Origin of the sequence: Bradyrhizobium sp. CCGB20 (assembly GCF_024199855.1) — a bacterium.
Taxonomy (GTDB): Bacteria; Pseudomonadota; Alphaproteobacteria; order Rhizobiales; family Xanthobacteraceae; genus Bradyrhizobium.
Window position 1 is genome coordinate 4,707,101 of the sequence record NZ_JANADN010000001.1, and the last position, 20,731, is coordinate 4,727,831.

18 protein-coding genes and 1 tRNA gene are annotated in these 20,731 nt (G+C 65.9%); 13 read left to right on the plus strand and 6 right to left on the minus strand.

The annotated features are described in order from the left end of the window. Nucleotides 1-259: 259 nt before the first annotated feature. On the plus strand, nucleotides 260-502 hold the full coding sequence (locus NLM15_RS21810; RefSeq protein WP_028150975.1) for a pentapeptide MXKDX repeat protein: 243 nt from the start codon (nucleotides 260-262) through the stop codon (nucleotides 500-502). Between the two features lie 121 nt (nucleotides 503-623). On the opposite strand, the gene NLM15_RS21815 is transcribed toward NLM15_RS21810, so the two are convergent. Next, nucleotides 624-971 (minus strand): DUF6481 family protein, encoded by a 348-nt coding sequence (locus NLM15_RS21815; RefSeq protein ID WP_254119276.1) that lies wholly within the window; start codon nucleotides 969-971, stop codon nucleotides 624-626. Nucleotides 972-1,241: 270 nt separating this feature from the next. Here NLM15_RS21815 and NLM15_RS21820 point away from each other — a divergent pair, with 270 nt between their 5' ends. The 3 genes from NLM15_RS21820 (at nucleotide 1,242) to NLM15_RS21830 (ending at nucleotide 2,743) form a co-directional block, all read left to right on the plus strand. Next, nucleotides 1,242-1,469, plus strand: coding sequence for a hypothetical protein (locus NLM15_RS21820; protein ID WP_254119278.1), 228 nt, complete (start codon nucleotides 1,242-1,244; stop codon nucleotides 1,467-1,469). Nucleotides 1,470-1,530: 61 nt separating this feature from the next. Next, a complete protein-coding gene (locus tag NLM15_RS21825) occupies nucleotides 1,531-1,755 on the plus strand; it encodes a DUF2273 domain-containing protein (RefSeq protein WP_254119280.1) in 225 nt (74 codons plus the stop codon). Between the two features lie 184 nt (nucleotides 1,756-1,939). Further along, nucleotides 1,940-2,743, plus strand: a complete 804-nt coding sequence (locus NLM15_RS21830) for a hypothetical protein (RefSeq protein ID WP_254119281.1) — start codon at nucleotides 1,940-1,942, stop codon at nucleotides 2,741-2,743. Nucleotides 2,744-2,844: 101 nt separating this feature from the next. Here NLM15_RS21830 and NLM15_RS21835 read toward each other — a convergent pair whose 3' ends face one another. Next, nucleotides 2,845-3,000, minus strand: a complete 156-nt coding sequence (locus NLM15_RS21835; RefSeq protein WP_254119283.1) for a hypothetical protein — start codon at nucleotides 2,998-3,000, stop codon at nucleotides 2,845-2,847. Nucleotides 3,001-3,188: 188 nt separating this feature from the next. Here NLM15_RS21835 and NLM15_RS21840 point away from each other — a divergent pair, with 188 nt between their 5' ends. The 3 genes from NLM15_RS21840 (at nucleotide 3,189) to NLM15_RS21850 (ending at nucleotide 5,386) form a co-directional block, all read left to right on the plus strand. Next, a complete protein-coding gene (locus NLM15_RS21840) occupies nucleotides 3,189-3,341 on the plus strand; it encodes a hypothetical protein (RefSeq protein ID WP_254119284.1) in 153 nt (50 codons plus the stop codon). A gap of 268 nt (nucleotides 3,342-3,609) precedes the next feature. Then, nucleotides 3,610-3,831, plus strand: coding sequence for a hypothetical protein (locus NLM15_RS21845; RefSeq protein WP_375166943.1), 222 nt, complete (start codon nucleotides 3,610-3,612; stop codon nucleotides 3,829-3,831). 271 nt (nucleotides 3,832-4,102) lie between these two features. Further along, nucleotides 4,103-5,386 carry a hypothetical protein gene (locus NLM15_RS21850; RefSeq protein WP_254119286.1) on the plus strand — a complete coding sequence of 428 codons (1,284 nt, stop codon included), beginning with the start codon at nucleotides 4,103-4,105 and terminating at the stop codon, nucleotides 5,384-5,386. A gap of 34 nt (nucleotides 5,387-5,420) precedes the next feature. On the opposite strand, the gene NLM15_RS21855 is transcribed toward NLM15_RS21850, so the two are convergent. Further along, on the minus strand, nucleotides 5,421-5,639 hold the full coding sequence (locus tag NLM15_RS21855; RefSeq protein ID WP_254119288.1) for a hypothetical protein: 219 nt from the start codon (nucleotides 5,637-5,639) through the stop codon (nucleotides 5,421-5,423). 225 nt (nucleotides 5,640-5,864) lie between these two features. Continuing rightward, nucleotides 5,865-5,941 (minus strand) — tRNA-Arg (locus tag NLM15_RS21860). Between the two features lie 437 nt (nucleotides 5,942-6,378). Here NLM15_RS21860 and NLM15_RS21865 point away from each other — a divergent pair. The 6 genes from NLM15_RS21865 (at nucleotide 6,379) to NLM15_RS21890 (ending at nucleotide 17,580) form a co-directional block, all read left to right on the plus strand. Next, complete coding sequence (locus NLM15_RS21865; RefSeq protein WP_254119290.1) at nucleotides 6,379-11,583, plus strand: alpha-2-macroglobulin; 5,205 nt, start codon at nucleotides 6,379-6,381, stop codon at nucleotides 11,581-11,583. A 158-nt stretch (nucleotides 11,584-11,741) separates the two neighbouring features. After that, a complete protein-coding gene (gene pbpC / locus NLM15_RS21870) occupies nucleotides 11,742-13,802 on the plus strand; it encodes a penicillin-binding protein 1C (RefSeq protein WP_254124315.1) in 2,061 nt (686 codons plus the stop codon). A 50-nt stretch (nucleotides 13,803-13,852) separates the two neighbouring features. Continuing rightward, nucleotides 13,853-15,595, plus strand: coding sequence for a glycosyltransferase family 39 protein (locus NLM15_RS21875; RefSeq protein ID WP_254119291.1), 1,743 nt, complete (start codon nucleotides 13,853-13,855; stop codon nucleotides 15,593-15,595). A gap of 1 nt (nucleotide 15,596) precedes the next feature. Continuing rightward, nucleotides 15,597-16,442: a phosphatase PAP2 family protein gene (locus tag NLM15_RS21880; protein ID WP_254119293.1), complete on the plus strand. Its 846-nt coding sequence runs from the start codon at nucleotides 15,597-15,599 to the stop codon at nucleotides 16,440-16,442. A gap of 65 nt (nucleotides 16,443-16,507) precedes the next feature. Next, on the plus strand, nucleotides 16,508-17,245 hold the full coding sequence (locus NLM15_RS21885) for a glycosyltransferase family 2 protein (protein WP_254119295.1): 738 nt from the start codon (nucleotides 16,508-16,510) through the stop codon (nucleotides 17,243-17,245). Continuing rightward, nucleotides 17,242-17,580 carry a lipid-A-disaccharide synthase N-terminal domain-containing protein gene (locus NLM15_RS21890; protein ID WP_254119296.1) on the plus strand — a complete coding sequence of 113 codons (339 nt, stop codon included), beginning with the start codon at nucleotides 17,242-17,244 and terminating at the stop codon, nucleotides 17,578-17,580. Before NLM15_RS21885 ends, NLM15_RS21890 begins: the two co-directional genes overlap by 4 nt. A gap of 9 nt (nucleotides 17,581-17,589) precedes the next feature. On the opposite strand, the gene NLM15_RS21895 is transcribed toward NLM15_RS21890, so the two are convergent. Continuing rightward, on the minus strand, nucleotides 17,590-19,281 hold the full coding sequence (locus tag NLM15_RS21895; RefSeq protein WP_254119298.1) for a Na/Pi cotransporter family protein: 1,692 nt from the start codon (nucleotides 19,279-19,281) through the stop codon (nucleotides 17,590-17,592). 154 nt (nucleotides 19,282-19,435) lie between these two features. Then, a complete protein-coding gene (metC, locus tag NLM15_RS21900) occupies nucleotides 19,436-20,620 on the minus strand; it encodes a cystathionine beta-lyase (protein WP_254119300.1) in 1,185 nt (394 codons plus the stop codon). Between the last annotated feature and the right edge of the window lie 111 nt (nucleotides 20,621-20,731).

Sequence of the window (20,731 nt, forward strand, 5' to 3'; positions counted from 1 at the left end):
CTGAGACCTGCGCGTAGGCCTATCCTAGCCGGTCTTTCAGTCGATGTTCTCTAGTCTGATAGTTCGAGACCGAATGCCGCGGCAAGTGCCGATCTTGCTGCGCTGCACACTTCCCGATCCCGTGGCTATTCCGAGCGATGGACGACGAGGAGCCCGCAGAAATTTTGTCAGCGGGGGCGTAACAACGCCAGCGGGCAATCCGTCGAGATTAGATAGCGGCGTCCGTCGCTGACAAACATCATCTCGAAGGGAAGATCACATGACCATTCGCACCCGCATCGTGCTCGGCGTCTCCGCTGCCGCTCTGTCGCTTGGCCTCGCGCTGTCGCCGGCCGCTTTTGCTCAGGACAAGATGGGCAAGGACGACGGCATGATGAAGAAGGACACGATGTCCAAGGACGGCATGAAGAAGGACACCATGTCCAAGGACGACGGCATGAAGAAGGACCACATGTCGAAGGACGGGATGAAGAAAGACGACGGGATGATGAAGAAGAATTGATCTTCCGCGGTCGTCACGACGTCATGACAGGCTGACGCGCGAGCTGAGCAGTCCTGGGGCGGTCACATCGACCACCCCAGCGATGCCCGGTTCAATTTCAATTGAACGTGACTTGCGAACGTTACTTCCGCTTGGCCTTGCGGGCCGCGTAGCGGGCGTCGCGCTTGGCCTTCTGCTCGGCCTCGAGTTCTGCCTGCCTGGCGATCGCTTCTTCCGCTTCGCGTGCGATGCGCGCGGCTTCGGCGGCGGCAGCTTCTTCCGCGGCGCGCTTCTGCTCGGCCTTTTCGGCTTCGCGCGCGGCCTTTGCCTCGGCGCGCTTGGCCGCGAGCGCCTCGCGCTCGGCACGACGTGCCGCTACCGCCGGGTCGTCTTGCCCGGGCTGCGACTTGAATTTGTTCAAAAGATTTTTGCGTGCGTCCTGCGCCGCCTTTTGCCGGTCTGCGAAGCCGGGTTCCCTGAATCCACTCATCGACGAGCCTTGTCTTCCTCGCTTCCGATCCTACATCATTGCCAGTTGGTACGTCGGCTGGGCATAGCGGGCGCCACGCGACGCAAGAGCGTGTACATCGGCGCGCGTCGCGAAGCCACCCATAATCGCAGCCGATCAGGTAGACGAAAAATCGCCAGCCCCCGACGATCTCTCGTAGCCCCGAAAAACTGCCGAATTGTGATGTCCCTCATAAGGGACCACGCGGAGCGGCGCCTAGCGTCCGCCCCGGATACGAGACGGAGCACGGGCATGACGAATTTCCGACTGAGCCCGAGGGCCCTGGCAATCGCCGTCGCGGCGGTCGCCGTGGCCGGCGCCGCGCTGCTGTTCGCCCGCCCACAACCGATCGAAAGCGCTGTTCTGGGCACCGACTGGGAATGCACGCAGACCGCATTCGTAGTCACGACCTGCGCACCGCGGGGTACCCCGGCGGTCGAAACCTCGCGCAAGGATCTGATCCGGCCGACCCGAGGCTGAGCGGGATGTGACGCCACGTCGCAGAGGTGGTAAAGCCGCTCATCCCTGTGATCAATCAGTCATGTCCAAGCCTGAGTCCAAGCCCGAACCGGGCGAAAAGCCCAAATCCCGCGCACAACCTCAATCCGGCGACAACCGCCGTGGCGCGATTGCCGGATTGATCATCGCGATCGTGATCCTCGGAATCGGCTGGTGGCTCGCCCGCGATCTCACCTCGGCCAGCAAGATGCAGGACTGCCTGATGTCGGGACGGACCAACTGCAACGTGATCGAACCGGCCCGCTAGAACCGCTCCAGTAGGGCCCTCTGCAGCCATCCGGGGCCAAAAATTGCCGTGATCTTAAACATTTGTAACGGGACAGGGCCTGCCAAAGCAGGTCTGTTATGTCAGCCGGCATCAGCCCAGCGCGAGGCGAATCGTCTTTCGCGCAGGGACCACGGCAATCGAGAGAGTAGGGGGTCAAGCACGCATGAGTGCGTCCAGCCGCATGAAGATCATCATTCCCTTGGTTTCGGCCATGTCCTTGGTCGCGCTGTCGGCGCAGGCCCAGGATTCCTTGCCGCCAAGGCCCCAGGCCCAGCCGCAGGGCGCGCCCGGCGCCGGTGCGCCGCCCCAGAACAATCAGAACATGCGCAAGGGCCCGCCGCCGCAGCAGGCAGCTCGGCCCCAGGCACAGCCTGGCGTACAGCCCGGCGGCCCGCCCCATGCCGGCGGTCCCGGTCCGGGTGCCGATCGAGGTCCGCGTCCGCAAAATGCCGGCGGCCCGCCGCCCGGCCGTAACTATGCCCGCGGGCCCGCGCCGCAGCGCGACTGGGGCGGTCATGCCTATCGCGGCAATCGCGCCTGGGATGGCGGACGCTGGCGCCACGAGGTCCGCAACGGCCGCTCCGGCTGGTGGTGGGATGTCGGCGGTGTCTGGTATTATTATCCGCAGCGGATGGCCGGCCCGCCTGCCTACATCTCGGACGACTATTACGACGACGTGCCGGTGGCCTATGCCCCGCCTGTCGCCTACGAACCGCCGCCGCCTCCGCCGCCGGCTGATCCCGGCGCGAGCGCGCTTGGCGGTGCCATTGTCGGCGGCGTGCTGGGCGGCCTGATTTCGGGCAACGCCTCGGGTGCGGCCGCGGGTGCCGTGATCGGCGGCGCGACCGGTGCGATCGCCGGCGCGACGGCTGCCTCGCGCCCTGGCTACTATCTGGCCCAGGGCAACTGCTACTACCGCTATCCGAGCGGCCAGTATGTGCAGGCCGATCCTCGCGCGTGTTACTGAGGCTGCAGGCAAGATCTGAAACAAAGAGGCGGGCGCAGGCCCGCCTCTTTTTGTGTGGGCGAAAGTGTTGGTTATCGAAGAGGTGCTGACCGGTTCGCGCCTCACACCAGCCAGTTGAAGAACGCGATCGCCGCCCAGACCAGGCCTGCGATCCAGGCCAGCATCACGATGCCGATGGTGACGAGAAGCGTGGCACCGAACAGGTCGGGCCTTGCGCGTTGCGTCGGGACGTGAGCCTCGGCTGCTTCTTGTGTCATGACGGACCACCCATGCCCGCTCGCGGCGGTGCGAGCGGTTGAGGCGCGGTTTAGCCGAGACGCCGGGCGCAGGCTGTGACGTAGTTCACAGATGGGTCCGGGGGAGGCCGGACGACGAGAAACCACCCCGCAATCATACGGACGAAATTGCCATGCGCCCGTCCATATCGGTCGTTAGGGTTGGGCGCATGTGTCCCAAGTACGACCCACAGCATGAAGCCGAGGCCGCGATGAAGCGGGCCGCGGCGTCGTCCGACGGCGACGACCGGCAGAGGCTGATCCAATTGGCTCTGGCCTGGCATCAGCTCGCCCGCGACCGGCGCGACCAGCAGGCGGACTGATCGCGTTCTCGGCGAAATCCCGCGTCAATGGTCGGCCGAGGTTTGCGAAGCTAATTGGCCTGCATGAGAAAGCCCCGTGCTCGGGGGACAAGCACGGGGCCCTTCAAAGCCGACCGGGGCAGATGATCGGCACCACTCTGTTTCGCTGCATCCAACGTGCCGGTCGTGACGTCGTTCCACTACGTCTTCGCATTTTGTAGCGCCGTGGTTCGCTGCGCCTGACATCGCGCGATGAGGAACATCCGTTCCGCGACGACGTTGGCCGGTGATGATGACGGACCCCGAGTTGCGCGCACAGGCGTTCGAGATCGCCTGGAAATATCTCGAACAATCCGGCTTGCTCACGGGCGAGCACGAGGATTCAGCCCGCTTCATCCTGAACAGGATCGATCGCATGATGCTGCGCGGCGAGCGGCGCAGGCTGCTGCTGTCGAACGCTGCGATCGATGCGTACCGGTTGCGGCCCGTGCTCGTGAGCGAGTCCGCGTGATCCGTTCGATCTGCTGAAACGTGTCGTTAACAATTGTTCGGGTGTCGATTTGCCGATCTCGATTCGTACTTCGGGAACGAAGCGGCGGCGGATCGTGAACAAACAAAAGGCCCCGAAGGGGCTCAATGTGTCGGGCAGCTGATTTCGCTCATCATGTCCTCCTCGTGCAGTGTCAACTTCGATGACCGATCTTCGTTGCAGCGGGAGCCGTTGCTGGACCTGCGGCGCGTCCGAAACGTTGTCAGTCGGTTGTATTGTTCTTTGAGTCCGCATGGAGACAATTCAGGACTATCTCGCGCGAAAACATCGTGAACTCGGGCTGCTGAACGACTGCCTGAGAAGTCCATTGCATATGGCTCGCCCGCGATCGGTCGATGAGGTCGTGACATCCAAATTCCAGCTCGCCGCCGCGCTGCGCGCGGAGCACGCGCTGCATGACTGGAAGGCGACTGAGACGGCCTGGTCGCATGCGGCGTGTCCCACCAGCGGACCGTTCGCGTTCAGTTACGACTACCAGCGCGCGGACCTTACGGTGCGTGGTCCCTCGTTTTACGAACTCGAAGGGGGCTGCAGGAGCGAAGCGATCTACACCGCCTCCGGCATGGCCGCGATCTCGGCGCTGCTGCTCGCATCCGCGGAGATCATCGACGAGGCCGATATTCTGGTGCTGCCCGGCTCCTACGGCGAGACGCTGGAGCTGATCGAGCGCTTTGTCCCTCATTTGCGGCTTGTCACGCTGAAGCTGCCGCTGGACGAAGCATTCGCTCCGGCCGGCTCACCGCGCATTCTGCTGCTGGATTCATGCGCCTCGGCCGGAGCGTTCGAAGCGGCCTTGCGCTGCGACGGATCGACGCTCGATCTGCTGATCTTCGACACGACATGTTTCGCCGGCAGATCGGGCCGCATCCGGCGTGTCCTGAGATGGGCAGGGCGATGCGGGATTCCCGTCGTGATGGTGCGGAGCCATAACAAGCTGGATTCGCTCGGGGTGGAATACGGCCGGCTCGGTTCTGCGGTCTTCCTGCGCTGGAGTGGGAAGGACCTCAACGCAAACGGTTTGATGTCCGAATGCCTGGCGGCGGAAACCCGCAATGCGGTGCGGCTTCTCGGCGGCGCGGCATTGCCGGCGCATTTTCCGCCGTTCGTGGGCACGAAGGCCTATTGGGCGTTAACAAGAAAGCGTGTCGCCGCGATCCTGCGCAACGGCCGCCATATGGCGCGATATTTCGCCTCGGAGCTGGCCTCGCTCTCGGCCGAACTGCATTTCACCCACGGCCTCTATGTCACGCTCTGCGGCAGGCACGCGCTCAATGAGGCGACCGCACGGCAGGCCGCCGAAGGCATGAGCCGCGACCTCAGCCGCGAAGGCTTCCCCATTCGCCACGCCGGCAGCTTCGGCTTCGATTTCGCCGCGACCGAGTGGTTTCACAACGCGACAACGAATCAGTACAGCGTCCGGGTCGCTGTGCCGGACCTGCCGACCGAGCTGTGGGGGGATCTCACCGCGGCGATTGCAGGGTGGTGGGCGAGACGTCAGCGGGTCCCTGAAGGGTGAGCACGTGCGAGGCCATGACAGAGCGGCGCAGCGGTCAATCGATCGCCAGGCATTCTTCCAAGCGCGGCTTCTGGTGGTCGCGACGCGGCCACGCCTGAACGGCGAAGGCGAGGTGATTCTGACCCATCGCTGCGCCCACGATGGAAGTCTGAGCCGTCTCGATCCGTTTTGTGACGACACTGGTGTTCACGACGCCGGCGTCGATCGCCAAGTACGACATTGCGACGATTGCCACCGCAGATGCGATAGCCATTCTCGTCCACTCGGATAGCGGCATCGGAGTCCTTATCGGGCGCACGTCGCCCGGCGCTTAGATAGGACTCGTTTGCCGGGTTGAAAGGCCGGTGCGAGGGTACCCACGCGTTCGTGATGTCCGATGGGCTGGGGACTGTGCGTCGGACACCCGCGCCCCTGCTTTGAGTCCGGGCCGGAGCCGATGCCGCAAATCGGCTTGAGGCTTCGTCAGTCCAATGATCAATGGCGATCCCAGCAGGACTCGAACCTGCAACCCGCGGAGTAGAAATCCGCTACTCTATCCAGTTGAGCTATGGGACCGTCTTTTGGCCAGACTTGAGACCAGCCTTGATGCCAGCCCTGGGCCGGCCTCGGCTGCCGCCTACTGGTCTCTTACCACGCCACATATGAAAAATCCTCGACCGCGCCAAGTCTGAACCGAACCGTTTTCGCACCTAAAGCGACAAAGCGGAACGGTGGGGTGTCAGGGTGCCGGGTTGAGCGGCAGCGGACTGGACGATGGTTCACATCGCCGGGAACGCTGGCCAGCTTCCGGGACACGGCCGCCGGTCGACGGGTCAGGTAGGGCTGCGCCATCAGGACGGCGTGCGCGGCGATATCTCGATCGGTCTCCTCTGGGCTTGCCTTGTCATGGCGAATGCGACGATTAGCACCTCTGGTTCCATCGCCTTGAGTCTGTCACCTTTCCGCGCACTTCATGCGCACGCGGCGTTCGCCGTGATTTCCGGGAGTCCCTCATGATCGGTCTGGTTCGCGCCGTCACAATCTGCGCCACGCTGGCGTTCGGCCTCAGCGCGGCGCACGCCGCCGACAAGGCGTTCAAGCGCGACGATCTTGCCGATTCCGCGATCAAGCTGGAGGCGCAGATCAAGAGCGAGGCGGGGCCGGTCGCCAAGACCAGCGCGACCCTGCGCACCGACGCCGACGCCGCCTTCCGCCGCAACGACTACCGCACCGGGCTGTCGGTGCTCGGGCAGATCGCGGCCACCACACCGGAGGATAACGGCAACTGGCTGCGGCTCGCCAAGGTCATCTTCCAGATCTCGCCGAAGAGCTCGAGCGAGCAGACCTTCCTTCTGGAGCGCGCCTCGACCGCCGCCTACATCGCCTATCAGCGTGCCGGCAACCCGGGCGAGGAGGCCGACGCGCTCGCCGTGCTCGGCAAGTCGCTTGCCGAACGCAAGCTGTGGCGGCCGGCGCTGGACGCGCTGCGGCTGTCGCTCGACATGCGCGAGGTCGCCGACGTCCGCGGCCAGTATGAGAAGATGCGGGACGAGCACGGTTTTCGGCTGCTCGACTATACCGTGGACTCGGATTCGGCGAGCCCGCGCGCCTGCTTCCAGTTCTCGGAAGAGCTCGCCAAGCGCACCGATTTCGCGCCGTACCTCGCGCTGGCGGGCCAGGACAAGCCGGCGCTGTCGGCCGAGGGCAAGCAGCTCTGCGTCGACGGGCTGAAGCATGGCGAACGCTACAACATCAATCTGCGCGCCGGCCTGCCGTCCACCGTCAAGGAAGGCCTGCCGAAATCGGCCGAGTTCAACGTCTATGTGCGTGATCGCAAACCCTTCGTGCGCTTCACCAGCCGCGCCTATGTGCTGCCCAGGACCGGCCAGCGCGGCATTCCCGTGGTCAGCGTCAACACGCCCGCGGTCAACGTCAACGTGTTCAGGATCGGCGACCGCAATCTGATCAATACGGTCGTCGATAGCGATTTCCAGAAGACGCTGTCGCGCTACCAGCTCTCGGATCTCGGCGGCGAGCGCGGCGTCAAGGTCTGGACCGGCGAGCTTGCGACCGCGATGACGCTGAACCAGGACGTCACCACCGCATTCCCCGTCGACCAGGCGCTGGGCGAGCTCCAGCCAGGCGTCTACGTGATGACCGCCGCCGCCAAGGGGCCAGGCTCGGACGACGAATCCCAGCTCGCCACCCAATGGTTCATCGTCTCCGACCTTGGGGTCACAGCCTATTCCGGCAATGACGGCATCCACGTCTTCGTCAATTCGCTGGCCTCGACCGATCCGGTCGGCAAAGCCGAGGTGCGGCTGATCGCCCGCAACAACGAGATCCTGGCCACCCGCAAGACCGACGACAGCGGCCATGTGCTGTTCGAGTCGGGCCTTGCGCGCGGCGAGGGCGGCTTGTCGCCGGCGATGCTGACGGTCACGGGCGAGAAGGCCGACTATGCCTTCCTCAGCCTGAAGACCTCCGCCTTCGACCTGTCCGACCGCGGCGTCTCCGGCCGCGCCGTGCCTGTTGGAGCAGACGCTTTTGTTTATGCCGAACGCGGCGTCTATCGCTCCAGCGAGACCGTCTATCTCACCGCGCTCTTGCGCGACGGGCAGGGCAATGCCGTCACCGGCGGGCCGATGACGCTGGTGATCGAGCGCCCCGACGGCGTCGAATTCCGCCGCGCCGTGCTGTCCGACCAGGGCGCCGGCGGCCGCACGCTCGCGGTGCCGCTCAACTCGGCTGTCCCGACCGGGACCTGGCGGGTGCGCGCCTTCACCGACCCAAAGGGCTCGTCGGTCGGCGAAACCACCTTCATGGTCGAGGACTACGTTCCCGATCGGATCGAATTTGATTTGTCCGCCAAGGACAAGGTGATCAAAGCTAACGCTCCAGTGGAGCTTAAGGCGGACGGCCATTTCCTCTATGGCGCGCCGGCCTCTGGCCTCCAGCTCGAAGGTGACATGCTGGTCGCGCCCGCGAGCGAGCGCCCGGGCTTTGCCGGCTATCAGTTCGGCGTCGCCGACGAGGAGACCACCTCGAACGAGCGCACGCCGCTGGAGAATTTGCCCGAAGCCGACGCCAACGGCGTTGCGACCTTCCCGGTGACGCTGGACAAGCAGCCGGCCTCAACCCGGCCGCAGGAGGCGCAGATCTTCGTCCGCATGGTCGAGACTGGCGGCCGCGCCGTCGAGCGCAAGATCGTGCTGCCGGTCGCGCCCGCAAGCGCGATGATCGGCATCAAGCCGCTATTCGGCGACAAGAACGTTGCCGAGGGCGACAAGGCCGAGTTCGATGTCGTGTTCGTCTCGCCCGAGGGCGAGAGGCTGCGCCGTGACGGCCTGCGTTACGAGCTCCTGAAGATGGAGTCGCGCTACCAGTGGTATCGTCAGAACAATTACTGGGAGTACGAGCCGGTCAAGTCGACCTCGCGCGTCTCCGACGGTGACGTGACGATCGCTGCCGACAAGCCGTCGCGGATCTCGCTCGCCCCGCAGCCCGGCCGCTATCGGCTGGATGTGAAGTCCAACGACGCCGACGGCCCGGTGACCTCGGTGCAGTTCGACGTCGGCTGGTATTCCGACGGCAGCGCCGACACGCCGGACCTGCTGGAGACCTCGATCGACAAGCCGCAATATTCCTCCGGCGAAACCATGACGGTGTCGGTGAATGTCCGCAGCGCCGGCAAGCTCACCGTCAACGTGCTCGGCGACCGCCTGCTGACGACGCAGACTATCGACGTCAAGGAAGGCACCGCGCAGGTCAAGCTGCCGGTCGGCAAGGACTGGGGCACCGGCGCCTATGTGGTGGCGACGCTGCGCCGTCCGCTCGACGCGGCGGCCCAACGCATGCCGGGCCGGGCGATCGGGCTGAAATGGTTCGGCATCGACAAGCAGACTCGCACGCTCCAGGTGAAGCTGACGCCGCCGGCGCTGATCCGGCCGAATGCGATGCTGAAGATCCCGGTCAAGCTCGACGGGCTCAATCCCGGCGAGGACGCCAAGGTCGTGATCGCGGCGGTCGATGTCGGCATTCTCAACCTGACCAATTACAAGCCACCGGCGCCTGATGATTACTATCTCGGCCAGCGCCGCCTCAGCGCAGAGATCCGCGACCTCTACGGGCAGCTGATCGACGGCATGTCGGGCACGCGCGGACAGATCAAGTCCGGGGGCGATGCCGGTGCTGGCGAATTGCAGGGCTCGCCGCCCGCGCAAAAGCCGCTGGCGCTCTATTCGGGCGTCGTCACCGTCGCTGCCGACGGTACTGCCGAAGTGAGCTTCGATATTCCGGAGTTCGCCGGCACCGCGCGCGTGATGGCGGTGGCGTGGACTGCGACCAAGCTCGGCCGCGCCAACATTGATGTCGTGATCCGCGATCCCGTGGTGCTGACCACGACCTTGCCGCGCTTCCTGCTCAATGGCGACCATGGCACGGTCAATCTCGAGATCGACAATGTCGAGGGCCAGGCCGGCGACTACGTCATCAACGTGAAGACCGGCGGACCGGTGAAGATATCGGGCAATCCCGCGACCACGGTCAAGCTCGCCGCCAAGCAGCGTAATTCGTTCGCGCTTGCGATCGACGCGACCGCAGCGGGGCAGGCGACGCTCGACGTCGACATCAAGGGACCGAACGGACTTGCGCTGGCGCGCCACTATGCGCTCGACGTCAAGGCGGCGACCCAGGTGCTGGCGCGGCGCTCGATCCGGACGCTGGCGAAGGGCGAGAGCCTAACGCTGACCTCGGACATGTTCTCCGATCTCGTGCCGGGCACCGGCAGCGTCTCGGTCTCGGCGAGCCTGTCAACGGCGCTCGACGCCGCGACGATCCTCAAGGCGCTCGATCGCTATCCCTATGGCTGCTCGGAACAGATCACGAGCCGCGCCTTGCCGCTGCTCTATGTCAACGACCTCGCCGCCGGCGCGCATCTGGCCATGGACACCGAAGTGGACCAGCGCATCCGCGACGCCATCGAGCGGCTGCTGGCCCGTCAGGGCTCGAACGGCTCGTTTGGCCTGTGGTCGGCGGGCGGCGACGATGCCTGGCTCGATGCCTATGTGACGGACTTCCTCACCCGCGCCCGCGAAAAGGGCTTTGCGGTGCCGGACGTCCTGTTCAAGAACGCCCTGGATCGCATCCGCAACTCGGTCGTCAACGGCAACGAGCCGGAGAAGGACGGCGGCCGCGATCTCGCCTACGGCCTCTATGTGCTCGCTCGTAACGGCGCAGCTCCCATCGGCGACCTCCGCTATCTCGCGGACACCAAGCTCTCGAACCTCGCAACCCCGATTGCGAAGTCGCAGCTTGCGGCCGCGCTGGCGCTGGTTGGCGACCGTAACCGTGCTGAACGCGTCTACGGTGCTGCGCTCGACAGCCTCGCCCCCAAGCCCGCGCTGGAGTTCGGCCGCACCGACTACGGCTCGCAGCTTCGCGATGCCGCCGCGCTAGTCTCGCTCGCCAGCGAAGGCAACGCGCCGAAGGCGACGCTGACGCAGGCGGTGTCGCGGGTCGAGACCGCGCGCGGGCTGACGCCCTACACCTCCACGCAGGAGAATGCATGGCTGGTGCTGGCGGCGCGCGCACTGGCCAGGGAGAACCTGTCCATGGACGTCGACGGCCAGCCGGTCAAGACCGCGCTGTATCGCAGCTACAAGGCCGTGACGCTGGAGGGCAAGCCGCTGAAGATCACCAACACCGGCGATGCGCCGGTGCAGGCGGTGGTCTCGGTGTCGGGCTCGCCGGTCACGCCGGAGCCAGCGGCATCGAACGGCTTCAAGATCGAGCGCAGCTATTTCACGCTCGACGGCAAGCCCGCCGACATCAGCAAGGTCAAGCAGAACCAGCGTTTCGCGGTGGTGCTGAAGATCACCGAGGCCAAGCCGGAGTACGGCCACATCATGGTGTCCGACTATCTGCCGGCGGGACTCGAGATCGATAATCCAAAGCTGGTGTCGTCGGGCGACAGCGGCACGCTGGACTGGATCGAGGACGGCGAGGAGCCTGAAGATACCGAGTTCCGCGACGACCGCTTCACCGCGGCGGTCGATCGCGCCTCGGATTCCAAGTCGGTCTTCACCGTCGCCTATGTCGTGCGCGCGGTCTCGCCGGGCAAATACGTGCTGCCGCAGGCCTATGTCGAGGACATGTACAATCCCTCGCGCTACGGCCGGACGGGCACGGGGAGTGTCGAGGTGCGGACGGCGAAGTGAGTGGTGGCATGAGCGAAGCCGACCAAGTCTCTCGTCATTCCGGGGCGGTGCGCAGCACCGAACTATGGCGCGCAATTGCGCGCCTGAGAATCTCGAGGTTCCGGGTCTGGTCCTTCGGACCATCCCGGAACGACGGCAGCGGAGCAGGGCGCGTGACCATGCGCGTCCTATCCACTCTTGCATTCACCTTCATCCTCACCATCCTCGGCTTCGTCGCATGGGTCTATTCCCTCGGTCCGCTCCCGCTCGACGAGGCGCGGCAGGTCTCCACCACCATCGTCGACCGCAACGGCAAGCTGTTGCGCGCCTACGCCATGTCCGACGGCCGCTGGCGGCTGCCGGTCGATGCCAGGACCAACGTCGATCCGACCTATCTGAAATTGCTGCTCGCCTATGAGGACCAGCGCTTCTACGCGCATAACGGTCTCGACCCGCTCGCGCTGGGGCGCGCGGCGTTGCAGCTCGGGACGCGCGGCCACATCGTCTCGGGCGGCTCGACCATCTCAATGCAGCTTGCGCGCCTGATGGAGCCGCGGCGGCAGCGCTCGCTCCATGCCAAGCTGCGCCAGATCGTTCGCGCGATCGAGATCGAGCGAAGCCTAAGCAAGGAGCAAATCCTCGACCTCTATCTCGCGCTGGCGCCTTACGGCGGCAATCTCGAAGGGATACGGGCCGCATCGATCGCCTATCTCGGCAAGGAGCCGAAGCGGCTGTCGCTCGCCGAGGCCGCGCTGCTGGTGGCGCTGCCGCAATCGCCGGAGACGCGCCGGCTCGATCGCCATCCCGAGGCGGCGCGCAAGGCCCGCGACCGCGTGCTCGACCGCATGGTCGCGGAGCATGTCGTCAGCGCTGACGATGCGGCACAGGCCAAGGCCGTGCCCGTGCCGAAGCTGCGCAAGCCGATGCCGATCCTGGCGCCGCATGCCTCCGATACGGCGCTGTCGACGGTCAAGGACACGCCCATCATCAAGCTGACGCTGGATGCCAATCTCCAGAAGGTGCTGGAGCCGCTGGCGCGCGACCGCGCCATTGCGCTCGGACCTAACATCTCGGTCGGCATCATCGTGGTCGATAACGAGAGCGGCGACGTGCTCGCGCGCATCGGCTCTGCCGATTATTTCGACGAGAGCCGGGCAGGGCAGGTCGACATGACCCGCGCCATCCGTTCGCCGGGCTCGACGCTCAAACCGTTCATCTATGGTCTTGCCTTCGAGGACGGTTTTGTCCACCCCGACAGCCTGATCGACGACCGCCCGGTCCGCTTCGGCTCGTACGCGCCGGAAAATTTCGACATGACGTTCCAGGGCACGGTGCCGGTGAAGAAGGCGCTGCAGCTATCGCTGAACGTGCCGGCGATCGTGCTGCTCGACCGCGTCGGCGCGAGCCGGCTGACATCGCGGCTGCGGCAGGCCGGCGGCAATCTGGTCCTGCCCAAGGACGAGGCGCCGGGGCTCGCCATGGGCCTCGGCGGTGTCGGTGTGACGCTCCAGGATCTCACCCAGCTCTATACGGGTTTCTCCCGGCTAGGCACCACCAAGCCGTTGCGCGAGATCGTGGCCGACAAAGACGACCGCGAGCCGCTGCGGCTGCTGGACCAGGTCGCAGCCTGGCAGGTCGGCAACGTGCTGCTGGGCACGCCGCCGCCGGAGAATGCCGCCCACAACCGTATCGCCTTCAAGACCGGCACCTCCTACGGCTATCGTGACGCCTGGTCGGTCGGCTTCGATGGCCGCATGACCATCGGCGTCTGGGTCGGCCGTCCCGACGGCGCCCCGGTTCCCGGCCTGATCGGCCGTGTCGCCGCCGCGCCGATCCTGTTCGACACCTTCGCCCGGACCGGCAAGACAATGGTCCCGCTACCGAAGCCGCCCAAGGGAACCCTGGTCGCCAGCAACGCCAAGTTGCCGTTGCCGCTGAAGCGGTTCCGCCCGGTCGGGGAACTGGTGCGGACCGGCGGCGAGCAGGCGCTGCACATCCAGTTCCCGCTCAACGGCTCGCGGATCGACGTCGACCGTTCCGGCGGCGAGGGGAGCGCGGCCATGCCCGTGAAGGTCGCCGGCGGCGTCCTGCCCATGACCGTCATGGTTAATGGAACGTCACTCGGAGAGATCGACGGGCGCCGTCAACGCCTGATCGATCCGCCCGGTCCGGGCTTTGCGCGGCTGACCGTCATCGATGCCACGGGCGCCGCGGACACAGTTGTCATTCGAATTCAATGACCTTGCCTCAAGCGGTTGTAGCGATGGCGGTTTCAGCGTAAGCGGAACCAATGGCCGAGACCTACCCAACTCCCCGTTTTGGAGCCCCCCGCGAGCCGAAATCACCCGTGAATCCGGGTAGCCGGCTGGTGTCCATGCTCGATGTCGCCACGGCCAGTCACGCCCGCGCGGTCGGCTTCCTGCTGTTGTGCGCGCTGCTGCTGTTCCTGCCGGGCTTCTTCACCATCCCGCCTGTTGACCGCGACGAGGCGCGCTTCGCCCAGGCCACCAAGCAGATGGTCGAGAGCGGCGACTTTGTCGACATCCGCTTCCAGGAGGACGTCCGCTACAAGAAGCCGGTCGGCATCTACTGGTTGCAATCGGCCGCCGTTGAAGCCGCCTCCGCGCTGAAGCTGCCGAAGGCCGAATTGCGGATCTGGGTCTACCGGCTGCCGTCGCTGATCGGCGCGATCGGCGCCGTGCTCATGACCTATTGGGCCGCGCTCGGCTTCGTCACGCGGCGCGCCGCGGTGCTCGCCGCGCTCCTGATGTGCGCCTCCGTGCTGCTCGGCGTCGAGGCGCGCCTCGCGAAAACCGATGCGATGCTGCTGTTCTGCGTGACAGCCGCGATGGGCGCGATGGCGAGGGCCTATCTGTCGTGGCAGCGCGCCGAGGACGAGACCCATCCGCCCTGGAGCTGGCCGGCGATCTTCTGGACCGCGCTCGCGGTCGGCATCCTGATCAAGGGTCCGCTGATCCTGATGTTCGCAGGCCTGACCATCGTCGCGCTCGCGATCCAGGACCGCGACGCCTCCTGGCTGTGGAAGCTGCGCCCCGTCTGGGGCCTGATGTGGATGCTGGTGCTGGTGCTGCCGTGGTTCGTCGCGATCTTCTGGCGCGCCGGCGACGCCTTCTTCGCCGATTCCGTCGGCGGCGACATGCTGAGCAAGTTGGGGGCCCAGGAATCCCATGGCGCGCCGCCCGGACTGTATCTGGCGCTGTTCTGGATCACGTTCTGGCCCGGCGCGCCGCTTGCGGCGATGGCGGCCCCTGCGGTCTGGCGCGCGCGGCGCGAGCCCGGCGCGCAGTTCCTGCTGGCCTGGCTGGTCCCGTCCTGGATCGTGTTCGAGGCGGTGCTGACCAAGCTGCCGCATTACGTGCTGCCGCTGTACCCGGCGATCGCGATCCTCACTGTCGGTGCGCTGGAGCGGCGCGTGCTGTCGCGGTCCTGGCTGATGCGCGGCTCGGCCTGGTGGTTCGCGATCCCTGCACTCGGCTCGATCATCGCCGTCGTCGGCGCGGTGGTGCTGACGCGGCAGCCGGCCTTCGTGGCCTGGCCGTTCATCGCGGCATCGCTGATCTTCGGCCTGTTCGCCTGGTGGCTGTTCGACACCAACCGTGCCGAACGCTCGGTGCTGAACGCGCTGGTCGCAGCTCTGATGCTCGCATTCACGGTCTACGGCATCGTGCTGCCGTCGCTGACCCCGCTGTTTCCGAGCATCGAGATCGCGCGTGCACTTCGCAACGTCACCTGCGTCGGGCCGAAGGCGGCTGCGGCCGGCTATCACGAGCCGAGCCTCGTATTCCTGACGGGCACGCAGACGCTGCTCACCGACGGCTCGGGCGCGGCGGATTTCCTGCGGCAGGGCAGCTGCCGCTTCGCGCTGATCGAGCAGCGCTCGGAGCGCGGCTTCGTGCAGCGCGCCGAGGCGATCGGGCTGCGCTACAAGGTCGGCGCGCGCATCGACGGCTATAATTTCTCGCAGGGCCGCGCGATCTCGATCTCGATCTTCCGCTCGGAAGGCACCGAGTAGGATGCCGGCCCCAACCGACACCACGCCGCGCCCGGGCTATCCCGCGCAATTGCTCGCGGTGTCGGGCCGTTCCCTGGCGCAGCTCGTCCGCACGCCTTCGCATTCGCGCCGCGCCGAAGCCGCGCGAAAGCTGGCGCGGCATTCGCTGTGGCTCAGCGCGGTCGGTGCGGCCCTGGTCATCGCGCTGATGGTCGCGTTCGATCTGACCGAGATCCAGTTGATGCCGGCGCGCGGCACCCCCGAGCTGTGGCCGATCCGCATCCTCACCGATTTCGGCAAGGACGAGTATGTGCTCTCCGTGTTGGGGATCGTGCTGGTGACCGTGGCGCTCGTTGCAGCCGGGCTGCATGGCACGCGCCGCGCGCTGCTGCTCGGCCTCGGCACGCGGCTGCAGTTCCTGTTTCTGTCTGTTGCCCTGTCCGTGTTCGTTGCCGAGATCCTGAAATATCTCATCGGCCGCGGACGTCCGTTCGTCGGCGGCAAGGCCAATCCGTTCAACTTCATCCCGTTCGAGGGTACGGGGGCTTATGCCAGCCTGCCGTCAGGTCATGCGGTGACGGCGTTCGCGCTGGCGTTTGCGGTCTCGGCGCTGTGGCCGCGCCTGCGCGTGTTCATGTTCACTTACGCAATCGTGATCCTGCTGACGCGGCTGGTGCTGCTCGCGCATCACCCGAGCGATGTCGTGGCCGGCGCCCTGGTCGGCACGGTCGGCGCCATGGCGGTGCGCTACTGGTTCGCGGCCCGCAGACTCGGCTTTGCCATCCGCGCCGACGGCACCATTGTGCCTCTTGCGGGGGCAGTCTCGGGCCGCCTCAAAAGGGTTGCCCACGGGGCATCCGCCCCATAAAAGCGGCTGCCTGCCGGGACCGCCGGTTCCGCAAGTTGCAGGCCAATTCCAACCACGAGCTTCATTTGTCGACGTCCCAGCCTTCGGTTTCCATCGTCGTTCCCGTGCGCAACGAAGCCGACAACATCGCGCCCCTGATCGAGGAGATCGGCGCGGCGCTCGACGGCCGCTGGGCCTATGAGATCATCTACGTCAATGACGGTTCGACGGACGCGACAGGCGAGCGGCTCGGCGCGATCATGAAGCAGCGGGACAATCTGCGCCAGCTCCGCCATGCCAGATCAGGCGGCCAATCCGCAGCAGTGCGCAGCGGCGTGCGCGCAGCGCGCGGCGCGATCGTGGCGACGCTCGACGGCGACGGCCAGAACAATCCCGCCTTCCTGCCCGATCTGATCGCGGCGGTGGAGAAGGGCGCCGGGCGGGTGGGCCTCGCGGCCGGCCAGCGTGTCGGACGCAAGGACACCGGTTTCAAGAAATTGCAGTCACGGGTGGCGAACGGGGTCCGCAACGGCATCCTGAAGGACGGCACGCGCGACACCGGTTGCGGGCTGAAGGCGTTCCGGCGCGAGGTGTTCCTGATGATGCCCTATTTCGACGGGCTGCATCGCTTCCTGCCGGCGCTGGTGCGCCGCGAGGGCTACGAGATCGCCTATGTCGACGTGATCGACCGGCCGCGCCATTCCGGCGTGTCGAACTATGGTTTCTTCGACCGGCTGTGGATCGGCATCATGGATCTCGCCGGCGTGTGGTGGCTGATCCGCCGCAAGAAGCCGACACCAGATGTGACTGAGGTGCAGGCATGATCATCCAATACGGTCAGGCGTTGAGCAATTATCTGTACGACGTCTTCGTCGCCAAGTTCGATTTCTGGCTGGCGTTCGGCCTCGTCGCTCAGCTGTTCTTCACCGCGCGCTTCCTGGTGCAGTGGATCGCGAGCGAACGTGCCGGCAACAGCGTGGTGCCGATGGCGTTCTGGTTCTGCTCGATGGGCGGCGGGCTGATGACGCTGGTCTACGGCGTCGTGAAGCGCGAGCCCGTCATCATCCTCGGGCAGGCGCTCGCGACCATCATCTATATCCGCAACATCATGCTGATCATCAAGAACCGCGGCCGCGCGTCCGCGACGGCGGATCGCTGAGGCGTTCCGCTAGCGCGGCAACGCCGACGCCGCGCCCGACGCGGGCAGGGCGGCCGTCTCCGCCTCGGTCCGGCGATAGGGCTCACCGGCCGCGTCCAACACCGGATAGGCGACCGAGCAGATATGCGAGTGGATGCGGCGCAGGTCGCGCAGCACGTCCAGATGCAGCGAGGTGGTCTCGATGGTCTCGGGGCGGCCCTCGCGCAGGCGGTCGAGGTGGCGCTCGACGGCGGCAAGCTCGGTGTTGCGCAGCGCCGTCTTCTCGACCAGCAGCTTGCGCGCCTCGTTGGCATCGCCCGACATGAAGACGCCGAAGGCGATGCGCAGCGAGTCCATCGTGCGCTTGTGGAAGGCGGCCAGCTCCTCGGCGCCCTCGGCCGAAAACTGGAAGCGCCGCTTGATCTTCTTGGTGGCGAGCTCGCTCAGATTCTTGTCGATGATGTCGCCGATATGCTCGAGGTTGATGGCGAAGGAGATGATCTCCATCGCGCGCCGGCCCTCGCTCTCGTCGAGACTGCCGCGTGTCAGTTTCGTCACATAGAGCTTGATGGCCTCATCGAGGCCGTCGACGACATTGTCCGTCTTCGTGACCTGGTCGACCAGCGCGCGGTCGCCCGTCATCATCGCCGCCATCACCTTGCGCAGCATGACCTCGACGAGATCGCCCATGCGCAGGGTCTCGCGCGCGGCGTCGGCGAGCGCCAGTGACGGCGTCTCCAGCGCGCTCTCGTCGAGATAGCGCGGCCGGGCCGGGTCGTCTTCCCGGACGCGATCGGGCAGCAGCCGGGTCAGGAGCCGGGACATGGTGTCGAGCAGGCCGATGAAGATCACGGCCGTGCCGACGTTGAATGCGATGTGGAACGCCGCCGTCATCCTGGCAAGATCCGGCTGCCAGGCGTGCATGTGCTCGGCGATCCCATTCAGGAATGGCAGCACCAGCGCGATCCCGATCACGCGGTTGGCGAGGTTGCCGAGCGGCAGGCGGTAGCTCGCGGGATCGTCGCGCCTGGCGCCCTCGAACACGGGATTGATGGCGCTGCCGAGATTGGCCCCCAACACCAGCGCGAGGGCTGCGTACGGCGTGATGAACTGCGAATAGGCCAGCGACATGATCAGCAGCACGCTGGCGACGCTCGAATGCACCGCCCAGGTGACGAGCGCGGCGATGAAGATGCAGAGCACGGGATCGCCCGTGATCGCCGACATCATGACACGAACGCCGGGCGCGTTCTCCGCCGGCGCCAGCGTGTCGAGCAGGATGTGCAGCGACAGCAGCATCAACCCGAGCCCGATGAAGACGCGGCCGACATCCTTGATCCGCGACCGCGGGCCGGCCCTGAAGGCAACGAGCCCGAGCACGAACAGGACCGGCGCGACGGCTGCGATGTTGAACGACAGCACCTGCACGATCAGCGTCGTGCCGACATTGGCGCCCAACATGATGGCGAGCGCGGCGGAGACGCTGACGAGGCCTTCGGCCGCGAATGAGCTGGTGATCAGCGCCGTCGCCGTGCTGCTCTGGAGCAGCGCGGTGAGGCCTAGCCCGGCGGCGAACGCGTTGAACCGGTTGCCGAGCGCCTTGCCAAGCAGCCGCCGCAGGTCCGGGCCAAAGGCGCGCAGAATCCCGCTGTGGACCATGTGCAGGCCCCACAGCAACAGCGCCACGCCGCCCATCAGATCGAGCAGAACCAACGTTCCCATGCTCCGTGTCCGGATTAGAGTCGATTGGTGAAGCTAGCGCCAAACGCTTGGGGATCAAACCCTTTGTTGGCGCATCAGCGTTAACGTTTGCGGGGGCTGCACGTTCCCGGGGCGCGATTGCCGCGTCCCCGAGCGAGATGCCTTGTGAGCAGGCTCACATTGCCGCCTTGAGGGCAGCGAAGCCTCGATCGAGATCGGCCTTGAGATCGTCGACGCTTTCGAGGCCGATATGCAGACGCAGGGTAGGGCCGCCGGGCGCCCATTTGGTCGCGGTGCGATAGGCGTCGCAGTCGAAGGGAATCGCAAGGCTCTCGAAGCCGCCCCAGGAAAAACCCATGCCGAACAGCTTGAGCGTGTTGAGCATGGTGTCGACGGCGGTCTGCGGTGCCGGCTTCAAGACGATGCTGAACAGGCCCGAGGCGCCGGTGAAGTCGCGCTTCCAGATCGCATGACCGGGATCGGTCTCAAGCCCCGGATGCAGCACGCGCGCGACCTCGGGTCTGGCCGCGAGCCAGCGTGCCATGTCAAGGCCGGAGCGATGATGCTGCGCCAACCGCACCGACAGCGTGCGCAGGCCGCGCAGTGCGAGGAAGACGTCGTCGGGACCCGCGCACACACCGAGCAGGCGGATGCCTTCGGCGATCTGCGGCCAGGCCTTGGCGTTGGCCGAGATGGTGCCGAACATGATGTCGGAATGGCCGCCGATATATTTGGTGGCAGCCTGCATGCTGATGTCGACGCCCTGATCGAGCGAGCGGTGATAGAGCGGCGTCGCCCAGGTGTTGTCGTCGATGACGAGCGCGCCGCGCGCATGCGCGACGTCGGCGATGGCGCGGATGTCGGGCATCTCGAACGACTGCGAGCCCGGCGCCTCCACCAGCACGGCGCTCGTGTTGGGCTTGAACAGCTTGTCGATGCCGGCGCCGATCATCGGATCGAAATAGGTTGTCTCGATGCCAAGACGGGCGAGCATGCCGTTGCAGAAATTGCGCGAGGGCCGATAGACGTTGTCGCAGACCAGGATGTGGTCGCCGGTCTTCAGCACCGAGAGCAGGGTGGTGGAGATTGCCGACAGCCCCGACGGCACGATGCCGACGCCGGCGCATTGCGGCCCCTCCAGCGCCATCAGCGTCTCCTGAAACGCCTTGGTGGTGGGGGAACCATGGCGGCCATAGGTGAACTCGCCGCGATGGGCGTGCAGGTCCTCGGCGGTCGGATAGAGCACAGTCGAGCCGTGGAACACCGGCGGATTGACGAACCCCTTCTGCGCCTTGGTGTCGCGGCCGGAGGTGACCAGCCGGGTCTCGGCCTGCTGCTGGGAGGAGTGCGAGGAATCCATGCGTCTGCTTTCAAAAGCGCGTTTCCACCGGGCGCACCGCACCCGCGGGCCGGCCGAAAGGCCGCTGCCGTTAATAACAGAACACAGAAGAGTCCCGTCAACCCCTTGACC